Source organism: Providencia sp. PROV114, assembly GCF_032704305.1.
Classification (GTDB): Bacteria; Pseudomonadota; Gammaproteobacteria; order Enterobacterales; family Enterobacteriaceae; genus Providencia; species Providencia rettgeri.
The window spans coordinates 924,482-942,520 of record NZ_CP120528.1 but is presented as its reverse complement, the minus strand read 5'-3'; the positions used below and the strand labels follow the sequence as shown (position 1 = coordinate 942,520).

20 protein-coding genes, 1 tRNA gene and 1 pseudogene are annotated in these 18,039 nt (G+C 40.2%); 16 read left to right on the top strand and 6 right to left on the bottom strand.

The features are described from left to right. The first annotated feature begins 3 nt into the window (after nucleotides 1–3). A complete protein-coding gene (locus P3L37_RS04080) occupies nucleotides 4–648 on the top strand; it encodes a DsbA family protein (RefSeq protein WP_110732238.1) in 645 nt (214 codons plus the stop codon). A gap of 57 nt (nucleotides 649–705) precedes the next feature. Here P3L37_RS04080 and P3L37_RS04075 read toward each other — a convergent pair whose 3' ends face one another. After that, entirely contained in the window at nucleotides 706–1,515 is an 810-nt protein-coding gene (locus P3L37_RS04075; RefSeq protein WP_228367457.1) for a prepilin peptidase, read from the bottom strand. A gap of 279 nt (nucleotides 1,516–1,794) precedes the next feature. On the opposite strand from P3L37_RS04075, the gene rsmE reads away from it, so the two are divergent. The 9 genes from rsmE to hemW all read left to right on the top strand — a co-directional run bounded on the left by rsmE (nucleotide 1,795) and on the right by hemW (nucleotide 8,623). Beyond that, nucleotides 1,795–2,526, top strand: coding sequence for a 16S rRNA (uracil(1498)-N(3))-methyltransferase (rsmE, locus tag P3L37_RS04070; protein ID WP_109911964.1), 732 nt, complete (start codon nucleotides 1,795–1,797; stop codon nucleotides 2,524–2,526). A gap of 9 nt (nucleotides 2,527–2,535) precedes the next feature. After that, entirely contained in the window at nucleotides 2,536–3,483 is a 948-nt protein-coding gene (gshB, locus tag P3L37_RS04065) for a glutathione synthase (RefSeq protein ID WP_004914137.1), read from the top strand. A 135-nt stretch (nucleotides 3,484–3,618) separates the two neighbouring features. Continuing rightward, entirely contained in the window at nucleotides 3,619–4,182 is a 564-nt protein-coding gene (locus P3L37_RS04060) for a YqgE/AlgH family protein (RefSeq protein WP_004914139.1), read from the top strand. Next, complete coding sequence (gene ruvX, locus P3L37_RS04055; protein WP_004914142.1) at nucleotides 4,182–4,601, top strand: Holliday junction resolvase RuvX; 420 nt, start codon at nucleotides 4,182–4,184, stop codon at nucleotides 4,599–4,601. Before P3L37_RS04060 ends, ruvX begins: the two co-directional genes overlap by 1 nt. Before the next feature lie 147 nt (nucleotides 4,602–4,748). Continuing rightward, nucleotides 4,749–5,441, top strand: coding sequence for a YggS family pyridoxal phosphate-dependent enzyme (locus P3L37_RS04050; RefSeq protein WP_110732239.1), 693 nt, complete (start codon nucleotides 4,749–4,751; stop codon nucleotides 5,439–5,441). Between the two features lie 14 nt (nucleotides 5,442–5,455). Then, nucleotides 5,456–6,277: a pyrroline-5-carboxylate reductase gene (gene proC / locus P3L37_RS04045; RefSeq protein WP_110732240.1), complete on the top strand. Its 822-nt coding sequence runs from the start codon at nucleotides 5,456–5,458 to the stop codon at nucleotides 6,275–6,277. A gap of 19 nt (nucleotides 6,278–6,296) precedes the next feature. Beyond that, nucleotides 6,297–6,881: a YggT family protein gene (locus P3L37_RS04040; protein ID WP_042851654.1), complete on the top strand. Its 585-nt coding sequence runs from the start codon at nucleotides 6,297–6,299 to the stop codon at nucleotides 6,879–6,881. A gap of 16 nt (nucleotides 6,882–6,897) precedes the next feature. Then, the gene (locus P3L37_RS04035; RefSeq protein ID WP_110732241.1) at nucleotides 6,898–7,491 is read left to right on the top strand and encodes an XTP/dITP diphosphatase; all 594 of its coding nucleotides are present in this window, start codon (nucleotides 6,898–6,900) and stop codon (nucleotides 7,489–7,491) included. Further along, complete coding sequence (hemW, locus tag P3L37_RS04030; protein WP_110732242.1) at nucleotides 7,484–8,623, top strand: radical SAM family heme chaperone HemW; 1,140 nt, start codon at nucleotides 7,484–7,486, stop codon at nucleotides 8,621–8,623. Before P3L37_RS04035 ends, hemW begins: the two co-directional genes overlap by 8 nt. A gap of 160 nt (nucleotides 8,624–8,783) precedes the next feature. Here hemW and P3L37_RS04025 read toward each other — a convergent pair whose 3' ends face one another. The 5 genes from P3L37_RS04025 to trmB form a co-directional block, all read right to left on the bottom strand. Beyond that, a complete protein-coding gene (locus tag P3L37_RS04025) occupies nucleotides 8,784–9,734 on the bottom strand; it encodes a siderophore ABC transporter substrate-binding protein (protein ID WP_110732243.1) in 951 nt (316 codons plus the stop codon). Between the two features lie 211 nt (nucleotides 9,735–9,945). Next, nucleotides 9,946–10,677: a DUF2884 domain-containing protein gene (locus P3L37_RS04020; RefSeq protein WP_004914162.1), complete on the bottom strand. Its 732-nt coding sequence runs from the start codon at nucleotides 10,675–10,677 to the stop codon at nucleotides 9,946–9,948. Between the two features lie 23 nt (nucleotides 10,678–10,700). Next, complete coding sequence (gene glsB / locus P3L37_RS04015; protein WP_094962054.1) at nucleotides 10,701–11,627, bottom strand: glutaminase B; 927 nt, start codon at nucleotides 11,625–11,627, stop codon at nucleotides 10,701–10,703. 110 nt (nucleotides 11,628–11,737) lie between these two features. Then, nucleotides 11,738–12,070, bottom strand: a complete 333-nt coding sequence (locus tag P3L37_RS04010; RefSeq protein WP_109911960.1) for a YggL family protein — start codon at nucleotides 12,068–12,070, stop codon at nucleotides 11,738–11,740. After that, nucleotides 12,070–12,789 carry a tRNA (guanosine(46)-N7)-methyltransferase TrmB gene (gene trmB, locus P3L37_RS04005; RefSeq protein ID WP_109911959.1) on the bottom strand — a complete coding sequence of 240 codons (720 nt, stop codon included), beginning with the start codon at nucleotides 12,787–12,789 and terminating at the stop codon, nucleotides 12,070–12,072. The genes P3L37_RS04010 and trmB overlap by 1 nt, the downstream gene beginning before the upstream one ends. Nucleotides 12,790–13,078: 289 nt before the next feature. On the opposite strand from trmB, the gene mutY reads away from it, so the two are divergent. From mutY to P3L37_RS03975, 6 genes and pseudogenes are all read left to right on the top strand, one after another. Beyond that, nucleotides 13,079–14,131, top strand: coding sequence for an A/G-specific adenine glycosylase (gene mutY / locus P3L37_RS04000; RefSeq protein WP_109911958.1), 1,053 nt, complete (start codon nucleotides 13,079–13,081; stop codon nucleotides 14,129–14,131). A 10-nt stretch (nucleotides 14,132–14,141) separates the two neighbouring features. Beyond that, nucleotides 14,142–14,411: an oxidative damage protection protein gene (locus P3L37_RS03995; RefSeq protein ID WP_004914180.1), complete on the top strand. Its 270-nt coding sequence runs from the start codon at nucleotides 14,142–14,144 to the stop codon at nucleotides 14,409–14,411. 54 nt (nucleotides 14,412–14,465) lie between these two features. Further along, nucleotides 14,466–15,539: a membrane-bound lytic murein transglycosylase MltC gene (gene mltC, locus P3L37_RS03990; RefSeq protein WP_109911957.1), complete on the top strand. Its 1,074-nt coding sequence runs from the start codon at nucleotides 14,466–14,468 to the stop codon at nucleotides 15,537–15,539. Between the two features lie 184 nt (nucleotides 15,540–15,723). Then, nucleotides 15,724–15,799 (top strand) — tRNA-Phe (locus P3L37_RS03985). Between the two features lie 296 nt (nucleotides 15,800–16,095). Beyond that, a pseudogene (locus tag P3L37_RS03980) lies at nucleotides 16,096–16,749 on the top strand (IS6 family transposase). Nucleotides 16,750–16,975: 226 nt separating this feature from the next. Beyond that, a complete protein-coding gene (locus P3L37_RS03975) occupies nucleotides 16,976–17,992 on the top strand; it encodes a linear amide C-N hydrolase (RefSeq protein WP_004905208.1) in 1,017 nt (338 codons plus the stop codon). Nucleotides 17,993–18,039 lie beyond the last annotated feature (47 nt).

Below are 18,039 nucleotides of genomic sequence, written 5' to 3'. Positions count from 1 at the left end.
ATTATGAGCAACATCACCCTACACTATATTTATGACCCTTATTGCGGCTGGTGCTATGCCGCTGCGCCTTTAATCGAAATTGCCAACCAACACCCAAGTATCAACATTGAAATGCATGGTGGTGGTATGTTAGCTGACAATGCACGCCTACATTTAGATGATAATTTTCGCCAATATATTCTGCAAGCTGATAAGCGCATTGCATCCATGACAGGGCAAGTATTTGGCGATGACTATATAAAAATGCTACACGAACCTAATTTGGTTATGGACTCAACACCACCGCAAACCGCTATATTAGCGGCAACCAAGCAAGGCAAAGGCTTTGAGATGCTTAAAGCCATTCAAAAAACACACTACATTTCAGGACGCCATATTAAAGATACCGCGGTACTTCTTGAGCTCGCCAAAGAAATTGGCCTCGATGTAACCCAGTATGTGCCCGACTACAGTGAGTGTGAGCAACATGAAACTGCGGCCCACATTGAAACAAGTAAGGCTCTGTTAGCGCAGTCAGGTGCATCCGGTTTTCCAACTCTGTTAATACAACAACAGGGGAAATGGTTACGAGTTCCATTACAGAATTACCTCGGTGAGCCGAGTAAATGGCAGCAATTTTTAGATTCTTTGGTAACCGCAGCGTCTTAATAATCACCCTTTTTAATAAGCCACCTTTCAAATATGCGCATAAGGTTGTCATTTAATTTAATATTCAATTATTGATAAATACAACCATGTGCTAGCACTAATAATTAACGCGGGGCCAAATGGAATAGTCTTCGTTGTTTTAGCTATTTGCACCCCAGATAATATCTCGGCGTGGGCTAGATTTACCAGTTGCTTTTTTTGGTATATTTTAGGCCATAGCCCAAAGTTAACCCAGTATTGTAATAGCCCCAACCCTGCAGCGGTGGCCAAAAAGTAAGGTAACTCCCAAACACCAAGCCAAGCCGAACAAGCGGCAACGAGTTTAAAATCCCCTCTCCCCATTTGTGGTTGATAAGTTTGTTTTTCAACCAGTGTAACCACCATTAACATCACTAAGTAGCTGATCAGTACTGCATAAATAGCTGAGACTACATTCCCATTTGGTAAGTGAATTTGATATAGCAACCCCACCCATAATAATGGGTACGTAAGAACATCAGGGAGATAACCTATTTTATTATCAATGATAAATAATGGTATTATTAAATTAATATATAATGTTAAAAATAAAATAATACGTAAATTATTAGATGAATAATATATTATAAAAATTAGTACACTATATATTAGAAGTAAAACAGTATTGTTAATAATAATTTTGGATTTATCAAAATGAACAACGGGTAAATAAATAAGTAGTTTTTTAGTCGTAAAAAAGGATATTAACAGCATAAAGAAAGAAGAAAAAACACAAATAAAATCAATGATGTTTATAGATTTATCATTTTGACATGATAATGTAAATTGCTCAGACGGCGAAATAATAGATATAACCGATGATATTAAAGTACAGAGTAACTCCCTCATATTAACTCCTTATTCCTTTATGGAGATAAAAATAAATATACTGTGAATTTCTGCTATCCCCAACACTTTAATTCCGTTGAGTAGAGTCGGTTTATTCGAATATCATGATCTTCTAGTTTACTTTCATCACTGTTTAAGATGTCACCTATGGCACAGACATACTATAAAAGGTCAGTATTTCGTTATAAACTAGGTAGCAGCGCTTGAGTTTAACAATTCAACCCCCATATTCATCAAAGTTATATTATTTATTAACCCAGTCTGTACTAAGGAAAAGCTATGCGCATTCCACGCATTTATCACCCAGAGCCTCTTCAAATAAACACAACAATTTCTCTTGGTGATGATGCTGCAAACCATGTAGGTCGAGTACTGCGCATGACTGCAGGCCAAAAACTCGAACTTTTTGATGGCAGCAATAAAACCTTTAGTGCTGAAATTACTGAAGCAACTAAAAAAAATGTATTCGTACACATTAAAAATAGCCAAGTTGACGATAGAGAATCCCCTCTCGATTTACACCTCGGGCAGGTCATGTCTCGTGGGGAAAAAATGGAATTTACTATCCAAAAATCTGTCGAACTCGGAGTTAATACAATAACACCTTTATTATCAGAACGTTGTGGTGTTCGCCTAGATGGCGAACGGCTCGAGAAAAAATTACTTCAATGGCAAAAAATTGCGATTGCTGCCTGTGAACAATGTGGCCGCAACCGAATTCCAGAAATTCGCCCAGTACAAACCCTTGAAGCATGGTGCGCGGAAACTGACGGTGCATTTAAAGTCAATTTGCACCCACGAGCAACAGAAAGTATTAATACGTTACCCACTGAACTGAAGAAAGTACGATTGTTGATTGGCCCGGAAGGTGGCTTGTCAGCAGACGAAATTGCCATGACAGCAAATTATCAATTTACCGATATACTGTTAGGGCCTCGAGTATTACGAACAGAAACGACTGCGCTAACCGCTATCACAGCACTACAAGTGCGCTTAGGTGATCTGGGGTAAGGAGAAAAAATGATCAAGCTCGGTATAGTGATGGATCCTATTTCATCCATCAAAATCAAGAAAGACACCAGTTTTGCAATGATGCTGGAAGCTCAGCGTCGAGGTTATGAAATCCATTATATGGAAATGAATGACCTGTATTTACACCAAGGTGAAGCTCGCGCACAAACAAAAATCGTGACAGTCGAAGAAAACCCAGAAAAATGGTACGAATTTCATGGGGAACAAGATATCCCCCTAAGTTCACTTGATGCCATTTTAATGCGGAAAGACCCGCCTTTTGATACTGAATTTATCTATGCGACTTATATTTTAGAAAGAGCGGAACAAGCTGGCACCTTAATTGTGAATAAACCGCAAAGCTTACGTGACTGCAATGAGAAACTCTTTACTGCTTGGTTTGCTGAGTTAACACCTGACACATTGGTCACGCGCAGCCCACAAAAGTTAAGAGAATTTCACCAAAAACATGGCGATGTCATATTCAAACCACTAGATGGTATGGGTGGCGCTTCGATTTTCCGTCTTAAACAAGATGACCCAAATGTGGGCGTAATTATCGAAACGCTAACGGAACATAGCTCCCGTTACTGCATGGCCCAAAACTTCCTACCAGCAATTAAAGATGGTGATAAACGTGTCTTGGTGGTGGATGGTGAACCTGTTCCTTATTGCTTAGCGCGAATTCCAGCTCAAGGTGAAACCCGAGGTAACCTTGCAGCGGGTGGCCGTGGGGAAGCTCGTCCATTAAGTGAAAGTGACTGGGCCATTGCGCGTGCCGTAGCGCCAACATTAAAAGAAAAAGGCTTAATTTTTGTTGGCCTTGATATCATTGGTGACCGTTTAACCGAAATTAACGTGACTAGCCCAACGTGTGCACGGGAAATTGAAGCCGCATTTGATATCTCCATTACAGGTATGTTAATGGATGCCATTGAACGCCGTCTCAATAAATAATTTATAGTGGTGGTTTATCTTCACTGATGGCTTTTATTATTTTCACACAATAAAAGTCATCCGTTTTATTTACCACCTATAAGTTTGCCTTTTATTGTGTTCTCTCAATTGTTTTAAATTTGCTGGAGTCTAAGTTTGAATCTGCAAAACCATTTTCTTATCGCCATGCCATCCTTAACAGACCCTTATTTTGAGCAGTCAGTCGTTTATATGTGTGAGCACAATGAAAAAGGGGCGATGGGGATTGTGATTAACAAGCCTATTGATGATTTTTCTGTCGATAAGATGCTTAAAAAACTCGAAATTACGATTTCAGATAAAATTGATAACCGTAATTTAAAGAAGCCTGTCATTGCGGGTGGTCCCGTGGCTGAAGAGCATGGGTTCATCTTACACACACCGATAAAAGGTTTTTTATCGAGTCTGCACTTAAATGATGAAGTGATGGTGACAACGTCAAAAGATATCTTAGAGACTTTAGGAAGTGAGCACTCCCCCTCAAACTCTTTAGTTGCACTAGGTTATGCAAGCTGGGAACCAGGCCAACTTGAACGTGAAATCATGGAAAATAGCTGGTTGACCGTTGAAGCTTCTCCTGAGCTTATTTTTGATACACCAATTCATGAACGCTGGACTGCTGCAGCTAAATTAATTGGTATTGATATTCATACTATTTCAATGCAAGCGGGGCATGCTTAATGTCTGGAAGAACTTTGTTAGCCTTTGATTTTGGAACCAAAAGCATCGGTGTGGCCGTTGGACAAGAAATTACAGGTACCGCGCGACCATTAACCTCACTAAAAGCCAGCGATGGCCGCCCTGATTGGCAACAAATCGAAAAGTTACTTAAAGAATGGCAACCTCAGTTGGTTATTGTTGGCCTTCCCCTTAATATGGATGGCACGGAACAACTGGTTACAAGCCAAGCCCGTAATTTTGCAAATCGAATTCATGGCCGTTTTGGTGTTAAAGTCGAATTACATGATGAACGTCTTTCCACGGTTGAAGCAAAAGCAGGCCTTTTTGAACAAGGTGGTTATCGAGCTTTGAGTAAAGGAAAAGTAGATTCTGCGTCTGCTGTTGTGATCCTTGAAAGCTGGTTTGAGCAACATATTTAAGCATTGCGTATTTTACGTGGTTATTTTTAGCTTAACCTCATGCAATGGTGCCGTTCTGATGTAATTTGCTTTACACTATGGTCAATAGCCGCTATTCATGTAAGACATGAATAAAATAGTATTGAATAAACCATATTGAATAAAATAATGACCATTCAAAATAATATCTCTGATGTCACCGCGCGTATTGAGCATGCTGCCGCAGAGTGTCAGCGCTCACCACAAGACATTACTCTACTCGCGGTAAGTAAAACCAAACCTTGTGAAGCTATTTCAGAAGCCATTGAGGCAGGTCAGCGCCAATTTGGTGAGAATTATGTTCAGGAAGGTGTTGAAAAAATTCAATATTTCTCTGATAGAAATGACTTAGTTTGGCATTTTATCGGCCCATTACAATCGAATAAAAGCCGCCTTGTTGCTGAACATTTTGACTGGTTCCATACCTTAGACAGAGCCAAAATCGCTCAGCGCTTAAATGACCAACGTCCAAATGGAAAAGCGCCCCTCAATGTGCTAATTCAAATCAATATCAGCGATGAAAACAGTAAATCAGGTATAACGTTAGCAGAAGTTGCAGACCTTGCGGCACAAGTCGCTACGATGCCAAACCTTGTGTTACGCGGCCTGATGACGATCCCTGCACCTGAAACGGATTATGAACGCCAATGTGCTGTGTTTCATCAAATGAATGAGGCATTTAAGCAATTAAAAACCACTTATCCCACTGTTGACACGCTTTCAATGGGGATGACTGACGATATGCGTGCAGCAATCCATTGCGGCTCAACACTTGTTCGCATAGGAACCGCTATTTTTGGCGCTCGCCAATATCACCAATAAGATAGGAGAACAGAATGCAACATCGTAAAATTGCCTTCATCGGCGCCGGAAATATGGCTCACGCCATCATTGCTGGGCTGGTTAACCATGGTTACCCTGCATCGATGATCACAGTGTGCTCTCCTACACCTGTACGTCGAGACAAACTGGCCGAACAATATGGCATTATCAGCAGTAATGATAATTTAACTGCGGTCAAAGCTGCAGAGGTCATTATCCTCGCGGTTAAACCACAAATGATGAAAGAAGTGTGTGAACCGCTGCAAAATGCCACAAACTTTGACCAAAAATTAGTACTGACAATCGCCGCGGGGATCCCTGCAGAGCGGTATAATGATTACTTTTCACACCAACTGAATTTAGTACGCATCATGCCAAATACACCATCGTTGGTGGGTAAAGGCGTTAGCGGGTTATTCGCTCAAGGGAAGGTTTCTGAACCAGACAAACAGTTTTCTCAAGAGCTGATGCAAAGTGTTGGCTCTACAATTTGGTGCCAACAAGAACAAGACATCAATAAGATTATTGCTATTACCGGTAGCTCCCCTGCCTATTTCTTTCTATTTATGGAATCAATGCAGCAAAAAGCGGAACAACTCGGTTATGATAAGCAACAAGCTCGCGAGCTCGTTCTGAATGCAATTGAAGGGGCTGTAGAACTAGCTAAGTCACAAAGTGACACGGACTTTTCGGCTTTACGTGAACAAGTCACCTCTAAAGGCGGTACCACCGCGATGGCTTTAGAGCAATTTTATAATGGAAATCTTCCGCAAATTGTTGCCGATGCAATGCAAAGCGCAATAAACAGAGCAGAAGAAATGGAAAAACTTTTTTAAATTAATCGCGGAATTCACCATGCAGACCTTAGTATTCGTCGTTACTACCCTGATCCAACTGTATATTTTTGTATTACTACTGCGCGTATGGATGCAGTGGGTACGCGCAGACTTTTATAATCCTTTTTCGAAATTTGTCGTTAAAGCAACACAGCCTATCGTCGCACCATTACGCCGAATCATTCCTTCTTTTGGCGCGATAGATACCGCTTCAGTGGTTGTTGCGTTTGTTTTAGCCATTGCAGCCATTATCTTTGGTATGTGGGCAACAAACTTACTCCCTATTTTAGGTATAAGCATTTTACCTATGGGATTGATTTTATTATTAACCTATACCGGTAAATTAATTTTTTGGATGATTTTAATCCGTGCCATTTTAAGCTGGGTTAGCCAAGGCCGTAACCCAGTAGATTATTTATTATACCAATTAACCGAACCTTTAATGGCGCCAATCCGTCGCATCATTCCTGCTATGGGCGGGTTAGATTTCTCTGCAATGATTGTGATGTTTATTTTAATCGCATTGAATTACCTGCGTGTAGATATCTCACTGATGATTGACCCATCATTGACTGCAATGATGTATTCCATTGGTATTATGTAAAAACGAGTTTTAAATAATGCAAAAAGTTGTTTTAGCCACCGGTAACCCCGGAAAAGTGAATGAGTTAGCTGACCTACTACGTGATTTTGGGATGGATATCGTCGCACAAACCTCATTAGGTGTTGAGTCCGCAGAAGAAACGGGCTTAACTTTTATTGAAAATGCGATCCTAAAAGCGCGTCATGCAGCAGCACAAACCGGGTTACCCGCAATTGCTGATGATTCAGGAATTTCCGTTGATGCCCTTGGTGGCGCGCCGGGGATCTACTCTGCCCGCTACGCAGGTGAAGAAGCAACAGACGAGCAAAACCTAGTTAAGCTATTAGAAGCAATGAAAAATGTGCCTGACGACCAACGTCAGGCTCAATTTAACTGTGTGTTAGTTTATTTGCGGCATGCAGAAGACCCTACGCCATTAGTATTCCATGGCCGTTGGCACGGTATCATCACCCGTGAACGCAAAGGCCAAGGCGGCTTTGGTTATGACCCCATATTCTATGTTCCTGAATTAGGTTGTACCTCAGCAGAGCTAACAAAAGCGGAAAAGCAAGCCGTTTCACATCGTGGAAAAGCACTCACAATGATGTTGGATGCGCTAAAGAATGCTTAAATTACCCCCGCTGAGCCTGTATATCCATATCCCTTGGTGTGTACAAAAGTGCCCTTATTGTGACTTCAACTCACACACACTTAAAGGTGAGATCCCTCAGCAAGAATATGTGGCACACTTATTGGCCGATTTAGACACCGATGCAAAATTAGTTGCAGGACGTTCGGTGAAAACTATTTTTATTGGGGGCGGAACCCCCAGTTTATTAAGTGCTGAGTCAATGCAAGCTTTAATGGATGGCGTACGTCAGCGAATTGATTTAGACCCACATGCAGAAGTTACCATGGAAGCAAACCCTGGTACTGTTGAAGCTGGCCGTTTTGCTGGTTACCAAGCAGCTGGAATTAATCGTATTTCTATTGGCGTACAAAGCTTCGGTAACGATAAACTAATCACTTTAGGACGTATTCATGGCGCTGATGAAGCGAAGCGCGCTGCTCAGTTGGCTGCTAATCTTAATTTAAGAAGCTTTAACCTCGATTTAATGCATGGGTTACCCGCGCAAACTCAAGTTGAAGGTTTATCTGATCTGCGCCAAGCTATTGAACTTGCTCCTCCGCACCTGTCATGGTACCAACTCACTATTGAACCTAACACTCAATTTGGCTCACGCCCTCCGGTATTACCCGATGACGATACGCTGTGGGATATTTATGCTGAAGGCCATAAATTATTGAGTGCGGCAGGTTACCAGCAATATGAAACATCCGCCTATGCTAAACCCGGTTACCAATGCCAACACAACCTCAATTACTGGCGCTTTGGTGACTATTTAGGCATCGGTTGCGGCGCTCATGGAAAAATTTCTTTTGAAGATGGTCAAATTTTACGAACCGTAAAAACAAAACATCCTCGAGGTTATATGGAGGGCCGTTATATGCACCAATCCTATGACGTTGGCGCTTCCGATAGACCATTTGAATACTTCATGAACCGCTTTCGCCTTCTTGAAGCCATGCCACGCGCTGAATTTACCCAATATACAGGGTTACCAGAATCAACAGTTAGAGCGGCTATTGATGAAGCTTTAGCTAAAGGCTATATCACAGAAACCGTGAATGAATGGCAGATTACAGAGCATGGAAAATTGTTTCTCAATTCGCTATTAGAGCTATTTTTAGGTGAAGAATAGCGGCTATTCGGTTCATTTATAAATTACTTCACTGATAAATTAGATGAAAGCCCACTTCAAACGAAGTGGGCTTTTGTTTAGAGATAAAAATGAAATAGACAAGAATAACAATTGAGGTAATACATATTGCCACCATCAATAAGACAGTGGCAGATATCTGTTATAGAGCATTCACCACCGCATTAACTTGCTCTGTTAAGCTAACTAAACCGCCACCTGACAAGTACCATAAGTCAGATTGCAGGTAAGTAATTTTGCCATCTTTATAAGCTTTGGTTTCTTGAATATTGCTATCTTCAAATACTGTTTTATCCAATTTACCTGCACCAATCGCTTCGCTACGGTCAACAATCAGGATCACATCTGGGTTAGCTTGAGCAATAGTTTTGGTATCCACAACACGGCGTTTTGCTTTATCTGCACTTTCATCAACCGGTAGGTCAGCGCGTTGTGTTTTCACAACGTTGTAAACAACGGCTTGGCTATTTGGAATTAATTTGCCGTCATTATGCATCAATACTAAAACTTTTTTATTGGAATCAGCCGCTTTCTTCTGGGCGTCTGCGATGACTTTATCTAATTGGACTAACTGCTCATCAACCGCTTTTTGGTTACCGTAGAGCTCACCAATCACACTAATATTGGCTTTTACAGAATCAATATAGTGTTTGCTATCAGAGCCTAAATTGATGGTGGGTGCAATTTTTGATAACTCATCATAAGACTTACCTTGACGACCCGTGATCACAATCAGATCAGGTTTTAATTGTGCGATTTTGGCTAAATCAGGTTGTTTCATTCCACCTGCATTTTCCATTGATGCAGGAATACTGCCTTTTATATAAGCAGGAGCATTGCCAGTTGGTAATGCAACAACCTTGTCACCTAAGCCGAGTTTTTGCATTGAGTCATAAACACCGAAATCAAACAGAACCACTTTTTGTGGTTTTTTCATGACTTCAGTTTCACCTGATAGGTGTTTGATCGTCACTTTTTCAACGCCTTGCGCTGTAACCGCATTTGGCGTGAAAGTGGTAGATTCAGCGCTAAGAGCAAAAGGCGCAGAGAATGACAACACAGAAACAAGCAGAGCAGGAATGAATTTTTTCATTTAAATGATCCCAATTTAGTCATTAAGCCAAACCCGCATTGTAAAGTGAGTGGCTTAGATGTCAATCAAATAAGAATCAATTTCATTTTCATTCCCATTAATGGAGTTAATATCACACAAATTGATGATAACGATAATATAGATAAATAAAAAAACAGTAATGTACAAAAATACATTACTGTTCATAAGGTTATTATTGATTTTAAATCTATTAGTGACTTTTGATTGAATTAAGTAATGAGACGCGTTGTTGCTCTATTGAAGTCACTTTAGAACAAACTTGTTGGCCGAATTGCTGGAAGCTTTTCTCTTGTTTTTTCCATTCAGATTCGAGTTCTTGTTGTAACCCGCCTAAGTTACCTAGCATACCTTGTAATGCTTTATTGGCATCGCCACCCGATAATAATTGCTTACGCCCCATCTCATTAATGCTGTCTTGTAAAATGCCGCCTAAGCTTTCATTGACTAACTCGCGCCCTTTCGTTTCAACCGTTTTCATGGCTTTATGGTGAAACACATAACCATTGGGACGAGTCTCAATAATTTGGTTGATTTGCCCATTAAGATCTTTTTCTAATTTTGTTAACCGGTTACGGATATTGCTATCACTGCCAACCACTTTGACGACAACTTTGTCTATCGTTTCCCTTGAAGTTGATAATTTTTTTTCTGATTCTTGTTTTATCCAAGGTAAATCCTGACGAATATCGGCTTGGTAACGAATAGCTTGCTGTTTTTGCGCCTCTGTTGCAGCCACATTTTTACCGTTAAGTGTGATCTCACCGTTTGGCGTAATTTTTAAATCACCACTCGCACCAATAACTTGCACACTTTCGGGTGTCATAAAGATGTCATCCTTTGGCGTTACAGAACAATTATAATCTGCAGCTTGGCTCGTCGCACAAGCAAGGAGTGAAAATGCAATTAATGTACGGCGTAACATAAAATCTCCTAGTAGAGCATTAATTAAAAAACAGAACGCCCAATTCGTTTCGATAATAGCTCTAAAGCCGCACAGCCGACTAAAGAGTTCCCCGCCGAATCTAGCTCAGGTGACCAAACCGCGACCGTAAATTGGTTTGGTACTACGCAGACAATACCCCCGCCAACGCCAGACTTGCCAGGCATTCCTATCCGAAATGCAAACTCACCAGAACCGTCATACATACCACAAGTCATCATTAATGCATTGATTTGCCTTGATTGTAGTGGCGTGATGATGGGGTCAATAGAGCAAGATGACATTCCTTGCGATGTTAAATAGGAAAAACATCTCGCTAATTCAACACAGTTCATACTTAGAGAGCAATAATGAAAATAAGTTTCGAGAACCGTTAAAACATCATTTTCAAAATTCCCAAAGGATTTCATAAGATAAGCAATGGCCGCATTACGGCTAGCGTGTTCCAGTTCTGAACGAGCGACAACTGTGTCATAGCTAATATCCGGTTCGCAAGACAACTTTCGGACAAACTCCAACATACGCTGTTTTGGTGCGCTTAAGCGTGATTGCAGCATATCGGCGATAACAATGGCTCCCGCATTAATAAACGGGTTTCGAGGTATCCCCTTTTCCATTTCAATTTGAATTAGCGAATTAAATGGTAGCCCGGAGGGTTCTTTACCTACTCGGCTCCAAATTTCCTCTTCCTCATAACGCGTCATTGCAAGCGTAAGGCTTAATACTTTTGAAATAGATTGAATTGAAAAGCGTTGATATGCATCCCCTGCGGTAAAAATATCACCATCGATTGTGGATACAGCAATACCTAAATGGTGGGAAGGCACACAACCTAAAGCAGGAATGTAATTTGCAACACAACCTTGCCCAATCAGTGGGCGAACTTGGTCTAGGATATCGTTGAGTAGCTGGTTAGAAAACATGGCGCTCAAAACGTTGACTCCAGATAGTATTTGCAACAGAAAATAAAGGCACCCAATTTTTGGATGCCTCTTCAAGCGACTGAAAGTTCAGTTTATTTATTGAGGTTGACTCAATAAAATTATTCTTCCCACCAAACATCAAAAAGCTCAGAAACGACGACGTCATTCATACCTTTTGATTTTAACCAGTTTTCAACAATTTGACGGTGCTCTTCGGTACATTTGCCAATTTTTTGTAGGCAAACGATCCCTTCCCAGCTCATATAGCCACTTGCTTCAAATGCTAAACCATTCGGTTCAATCGCTTCTGCAATCAGTTGGTCAACGGTGCTGTCAACTTCCTCAATCGGCGTACCTTCTTTAAAGCTCCACTTAACGGTAAAGCCCAACTCTTGGAACTCATCCAAGCGTAATTTTTTACGTAAACGACGACTACGTTGTTGTTTAGCCATTATTTGATCCTCTCAAACATTAAATCCCATACACCGTGCCCTAACCGCTGGCCGCGCTTTTCAAATTTTGTTTCTGGTCTTGTTTCTGGACGAGGAACGTAATCACCTGATGGCGATAAGTTTTTATACCCTTCGACACTCGTCATCACTTCAAGCATGTGCTCTGCATAAGGCTGCCAATCCGTTGCCATATGGAAAACACCACCGATAGCTAGTTTACTACGAATTTTTTCTGCAAACGGAACTTGCACAATACGGCGCTTATTGTGTTTCGCTTTATGCCATGGGTCAGGGAAAAATAACTGAACCATTTCAAGGCTTCCATTTGGGATCATGCAGTCTAAAACTTCTATTGCATCATGGCACATCACCCGTAAATTGGTGACATTTTCTTCTTTTGCTGATGCTAAACATGCGCCAACACCGGGAGCATGAACTTCGATACCTAAAAAGTTTTTATCTGCATTTTGAGATGCCATGGTCACCAATGAGGCGCCCATCCCAAACCCAATTTCCAAGGTAACTGGATTTGAGTTATTAAATACTTTGGCAAAATCAAAAGGCTCATTGATAAAATCGATGCCTTTTTCTGCCCATTCTTTTTCTAATGCGTCTTCCTGACGTTTTGTCAGACGCCCTTGACGGCGGACAAAACTACGGACTCGGCGCATAACCCGCCCATCTTCATTATATTCGGGGGAGATAACATTATTGATCATAATAAAGGTTCTAAAATGAATGCCCAATTAAGTTAGTGTGCCAACAATCAAGTTTATAAGGTGATTGGTTACCAAATTTATCAATTTACAGCCCTAAATGCCCAAGTTACAGTGAGTACCCTTACCCTTGAAGCATGATGGATATCGGAGTTTAGCAAAACTTCCACAAGGATGCAGTTGATAATTAGCTAACTTTACACTAAACAACACAATAGCGGTTTACAGCCCTCTTCGTCTATGGTGCAATTCCTGCCATGACTGGAAATATCAATAAAAAATAAAATTATCAATGGAAGCTCAACAATTTTCATCTGCAGTGCTTGACTGGTATCACAAATACGGTCGTAAAACGTTGCCATGGCAACAGGAAAAATCGTCCTACCATGTTTGGTTATCAGAAGTCATGCTGCAACAAACCCAAGTGAGTACTGTAATCCCCTATTTTGAGAAGTTTATCTCTCGTTTTGAGGATGTTACCGCCCTTGCCAACGCACCTCTTGATGAAGTTTTACACCTATGGACAGGACTCGGCTATTACGCTCGGGCTCGGAACCTCCATAAAGCGGCACAAGTGATCGCGACTCAATATGATGGCTCGTTTCCCACTACATTTGATGAAGTATTAGCGCTACCCGGTGTTGGCCGGTCCACTGCTGGGGCAATTTTGTCTTTATCGCAAAAACAGCATTATCCTATTTTAGATGGTAATGTTAAACGTGTATTAGCTCGAGCTTATGCGGTTGATGGCTGGCCGGGTAAAAAAGAAGTCGAAAATCGCTTGTGGGAAATCAGTACTGATGTCACGCCAAAAGAGGGAGTTGAATTTTTTAACCAAGCGATGATGGACTTAGGTGCTATGGTCTGTACTCGCAGTAAACCAAAATGTGAGCTGTGCCCACTTATTTTTGGTTGCATGGCCTATGCCAATCATTCATGGCAAAACTACCCGGGCAAAAAGCCTAAACAGAAAATTCCTGAAAAAAGTGCTTGGTTTCTAATTATGCAGCACGGTGACAGTGTGTGGTTAGAGCAACGCCCACCATCCGGTATTTGGGGGGGGTTATTTGCCTTCCCACAATTCAATTCTTTAGAGCAACTCAATGATTGGTTGAGAGAATCAGGCCTTGAATATACTCAATTAGAGCAATTAATTTCCTTCCGTCACACATTTAGCCATTTCCATTTAGATATTATCCCTGTAAAAGTTAACATTCAGGCATTTAATTCTGCCATGGATGAAGGCAAAGGACTCTGGTATAACTTACACTTAGGCGCAACTATCGGCCTTGCAGCCCCAGTTGAAAGTTTACTAAAACAGCTCGCCTTACTACCTGATATTTGAGGAAAAATTAATGAGTAGAACCATTTTTTGTACATTTTTACAACGTGATGCAGATGGGCAAGATTTTCAGCTTTACCCAGGTGAGTTAGGAAAACGTATTTTTAACGAGATTTCAAAAGAAGCATGGAGTCAATGGATGGCAAAACAAACTATGCTTATTAATGAAAAGAAACTCAATACCATGAACCCTGACGACCGTAAAATGTTAGAACAAGAAATGATTAATTTCTTGTTTGAAGGCCATGATATCCATATTGATGGCTATACACCTGAAAAATAATCTGTTTGTCTACCTACTAAGTAGGTAGACTTTTGCCCCAAGACTGTGAATCGTATGAAAAAACTATTTGCGCTGAGTTTGTTAATTCCCTTAATTGTTTCTTGTTCTAGCAAGCAAAAATCTGACTTTAACCCTAATTATGTCAAAGATACCAATGGGTTCGATATTTTAATGGGCCAATTTGCCCACAATATTGAAAATATCTGGGGCATTAAAGAAGTGTTAATTGCAGGCCCAAAAGACTACGTTAAATATACCGATGAATACCGAACTCGTAGCCATATTAATTTTGATGCGGGAACCATCACGGTTGAGACAATTTCAGCAATAGAACCTTCACAGCACCTAAAGAAAGCTATTGTCACCACCTTATTAATGGGAGATGACCCTAATTCCATTGACCTCTATTCTGATATTAATGATATTCCTCATAGCAAAGAACCCTTTTTATTTGGCCAAGTGCTAGATAACACAGGAGAAGCTATTCGTTGGGAATGGCGAGCCACAAAGTTTGCTGATTATCTGATAGAAAATAAAATGCAGCGCCGGCAGTCTGGTATGAATATTGTTTGGTCCGTAACTATGCAACTAGTACCAAACCATTTAGATAAACGGGCTCATAAATATTTACCTTATATTAAAAAATCTTCAGCCAAATATGGTGTTGATGAATCATTAATCCTAGCTATCATGCAAATTGAATCGAGTTTCAACCCTTATGCGGTTAGCCGTTCTGATGCACTTGGTTTAATGCAGATAATGCCAAATACAGCAGGGAAAGATGTTTTCCGCTCACAAGGGAAATCCGGTGTTCCTAGCCGTAGCTATTTATTTGACCCAGAGAAAAATATTGATACAGGCACTGCTTACTTAGCTATATTGCAAAACAGCTACTTAGGCGATATTCGTAACCAGACCTCACGCCGCTATGCGGTCATCACTGCCTATAATGGCGGAGCTGGTAGCGTATTACGTGTCTTCCACAGTGATAAAAAACAAGCAGCACAACGTATTAATAATTTAGAGCCTGGAGAAGTGTATGAAACTTTATCCACTAAACACCCAGCGGCTGAGTCACGTAATTATCTTATCAAAGTGAACAAAGCACAGAAAAATTATCTCCGCTAAAATTTTTCCAATATTGCATGCCAGCCAAAATTGGTTTTTAGGCTGGCATTTGTTATTAACCTTAATAATTTTATGTATATTCGATTAAAAACTGGCTAACATGTTGAAAAAAAGCGCATACAGTCAAAAGTTTATTGAAAGCGCCTTGACTCAACCAATGAAATCAGGTTTAATACGCTCCGTTGCCCGGATAGCTCAGTCGGTAGAGCAGGGGATTGAAAATCCCCGTGTCCTTGGTTCGATTCCGAGTCCGGGCACCACTAATTCTCAACAGACGTCAAATGACGTCTGTTTTTGTTTGTAACGCCCGCTAAAATTAACACTCCGCCAAAGTTTCACCTCAACTGAATTCTATTCGACTCTACCCACATCAACCCTACTGTGCAGGTACAATTGCGGGTATACACTAGTTCGATAGAATCTTGTACCCTCTTTATCTGGCACTATTGCAAAATTTAAGTAATAGGTATGCTAAATTAATTATTTTGTTACTGAGAATTGTTTGGTGAATGCATTTAAAGCTCGTCATTTCACAGGTATTATCATCCTTTGAGCTATGCATTGGTACTGCAAATACGGTATCAGTTATCAAGAACGCTTGGAAATGTTGGCTGATGGTGGTGTAAATTTAGTTCACACGACAATCTATCGCTGGATTCAACGTTATGCGCCAAAAATAGAAAAGCGGTTATGTTGGTATAGGTGTAGTCCCTCCGACCTCAACAATTGGCATTTAAACGGAACTTATATCAAAGTGAATGGGAAATGGACGTACCTTTACCGAGCTGTCGATAGCCGAGTGCACAGCATTGAATTTTACCTCTCACCACATCGTAATACCAAAGCTGCCTATCGGTTTTTAAGAAAAATATTCAATCGAGTTAGAAATGGCAAATCCTCAGGGTTATCAATACAGATAAAGCCTCACCTTATAGTCAAGCTCTTAACCCTCTCAAAAAAGAAGGAAAATGCCCTACACATGTAGAGCAACGGCAAATCAAATTTCACAATAATGTCATTGAATGCGATCATGGAAAATTGAAGCGCGTGATAAATCCCACCTTAGAATTTAAATCAATTAAAACGGCACATGCGACTATTAAAGGTATTGAGGTAATGCATGCACTTCGCAAGGGTTAAGCTGAACATTTGTTACTATGCTCAACCGCTAAGCGAAATGTACCTAGTGAATCGACTCTTTGGTATGTAGCCCATTTCGAGTTGAAAAACTCAATCTCACCACTTTATTTGCAACAGTGCCCTTAATTGGGATTCTGTTATTATTTTAATGGGTCACCTATTATTGAAAAACAATTTCAATATAAATAATCTTCATTATCAGGTAATATTTATTTAGCTACCTTACGACCCACATTTATTAAAATGAAGTGTAGCCTACAAATTCGCGAATACTTCATAAAACGAGGTTAAATGGAATGTGTACGAGTTTATCAATAACAGATAGCCAAAATAATATTTACCAAGGGCGAACATTAGAATTAACGGAAGACCTGCCCTCTTGGATAACATATTATCCTGCGAATACTTTTTTTCAGAAAAAAGCCCCTAACGGGGAAAATGGTATTAATTATACATCTAAATTCGATATTCTTGCGATAACGACCGAAGTTTATTTTGATGGAGATAACCATAATATATTCCAAGGGTTAAATAGTGCAGGATTAACGTTTAGTGCAAATATGATTTCTGAAGCAGAGCTTACGCCAATTAATCCGGAAAACTATTATTTATCATTGCCTGTTACCGCATTAGGCGAATGGGCTTTATCCCTTTTTAGTCATGTTGATGACGTTAAAAAAGCGGTTGAAAATGGTTACTTTTGGTCCCCTATTCTTGTTAACTTTAGGAATTTAACATCACCATTCCACTATGCTTTTTATGATAAACACGGTGGTAGCATTATTGTTGAAGCCGTAAATGGCAAATTACAGGTTTTTGATAACCCTACTCGTGTCATGACTAATGGGCCTGATTTTCAATGGCATTTAAAAAACCTGAATAATTATACTCAGTTATCAAACCTAGATATATCAACAAGTTTACTGGGTAATATTCGAGTTACTCAACCTGATAGTGGTATTGCAACATCAAATCTACCTTCGTCTGATACATCTGTTGGGCGTTTCATTCGAGCGGTTTTTTATAGTACTTATGCGCCAAAAGTTGACAATGCAAAAGACGCTATGATTACACTCGCTCACATTATGAATAATTTTGACCGTACTAAAAATATGACTGTTGATAATATGGGGGAAGGAGAAGGCACTCAAAATAGTTTACTTTCTGAATATACTGTTTGGAGCTGCTTATCTGATTTATCTAATGGTGTAATATATATTAGAGGTTATGGCGAAATGAATTATAACCAATATTCAATTAGCCAATTTAGTAGTGCAGGAAAACCTGTATTTCAACAACTGGACATTTATTAATTTATAATCGCAGAAGATAAATACTAGGTTATCTTCTGCTATCTCAT

Bases quoted from the DNA above. Each gene is read 5' to 3' on its own strand.
- P3L37_RS04010 (WP_109911960.1), bottom strand. From the start codon at position 12,070: ATGGCTAAACAACAACGTAGTCGTCGTTTACGTAAAAAATTACGCTTG.
- P3L37_RS04080 (WP_110732238.1), top strand. From the start codon at position 4: ATGAGCAACATCACCCTACACTATATTTATGACCCTTATTGCGGCTGG.
- hemW (WP_110732242.1), top strand. From the start codon at position 7,484: ATGCTTAAATTACCCCCGCTGAGCCTGTATATCCATATCCCTTGGTGT.
- P3L37_RS04050 (WP_110732239.1), top strand. From the start codon at position 4,749: ATGACCATTCAAAATAATATCTCTGATGTCACCGCGCGTATTGAGCAT.
- P3L37_RS04025 (WP_110732243.1), bottom strand. From the start codon at position 9,734: ATGAAAAAATTCATTCCTGCTCTGCTTGTTTCTGTGTTGTCATTCTCT.
- mutY (WP_109911958.1), top strand. From the start codon at position 13,079: ATGGAAGCTCAACAATTTTCATCTGCAGTGCTTGACTGGTATCACAAA.
- proC (WP_110732240.1), top strand. From the start codon at position 5,456: ATGCAACATCGTAAAATTGCCTTCATCGGCGCCGGAAATATGGCTCAC.
- mltC (WP_109911957.1), top strand. From the start codon at position 14,466: ATGAAAAAACTATTTGCGCTGAGTTTGTTAATTCCCTTAATTGTTTCT.
- P3L37_RS04075 (WP_228367457.1), bottom strand. From the start codon at position 1,515: ATGAGGGAGTTACTCTGTACTTTAATATCATCGGTTATATCTATTATT.
- P3L37_RS03975 (WP_004905208.1), top strand. From the start codon at position 16,976: ATGTGTACGAGTTTATCAATAACAGATAGCCAAAATAATATTTACCAA.
- P3L37_RS03995 (WP_004914180.1), top strand. From the start codon at position 14,142: ATGAGTAGAACCATTTTTTGTACATTTTTACAACGTGATGCAGATGGG.
- trmB (WP_109911959.1), bottom strand. From the start codon at position 12,789: ATGATCAATAATGTTATCTCCCCCGAATATAATGAAGATGGGCGGGTT.
- gshB (WP_004914137.1), top strand. From the start codon at position 2,536: ATGATCAAGCTCGGTATAGTGATGGATCCTATTTCATCCATCAAAATC.
- P3L37_RS04040 (WP_042851654.1), top strand. From the start codon at position 6,297: ATGCAGACCTTAGTATTCGTCGTTACTACCCTGATCCAACTGTATATT.
- ruvX (WP_004914142.1), top strand. From the start codon at position 4,182: ATGTCTGGAAGAACTTTGTTAGCCTTTGATTTTGGAACCAAAAGCATC.
- P3L37_RS04035 (WP_110732241.1), top strand. From the start codon at position 6,898: ATGCAAAAAGTTGTTTTAGCCACCGGTAACCCCGGAAAAGTGAATGAG.
- rsmE (WP_109911964.1), top strand. From the start codon at position 1,795: ATGCGCATTCCACGCATTTATCACCCAGAGCCTCTTCAAATAAACACA.
- P3L37_RS04020 (WP_004914162.1), bottom strand. From the start codon at position 10,677: ATGTTACGCCGTACATTAATTGCATTTTCACTCCTTGCTTGTGCGACG.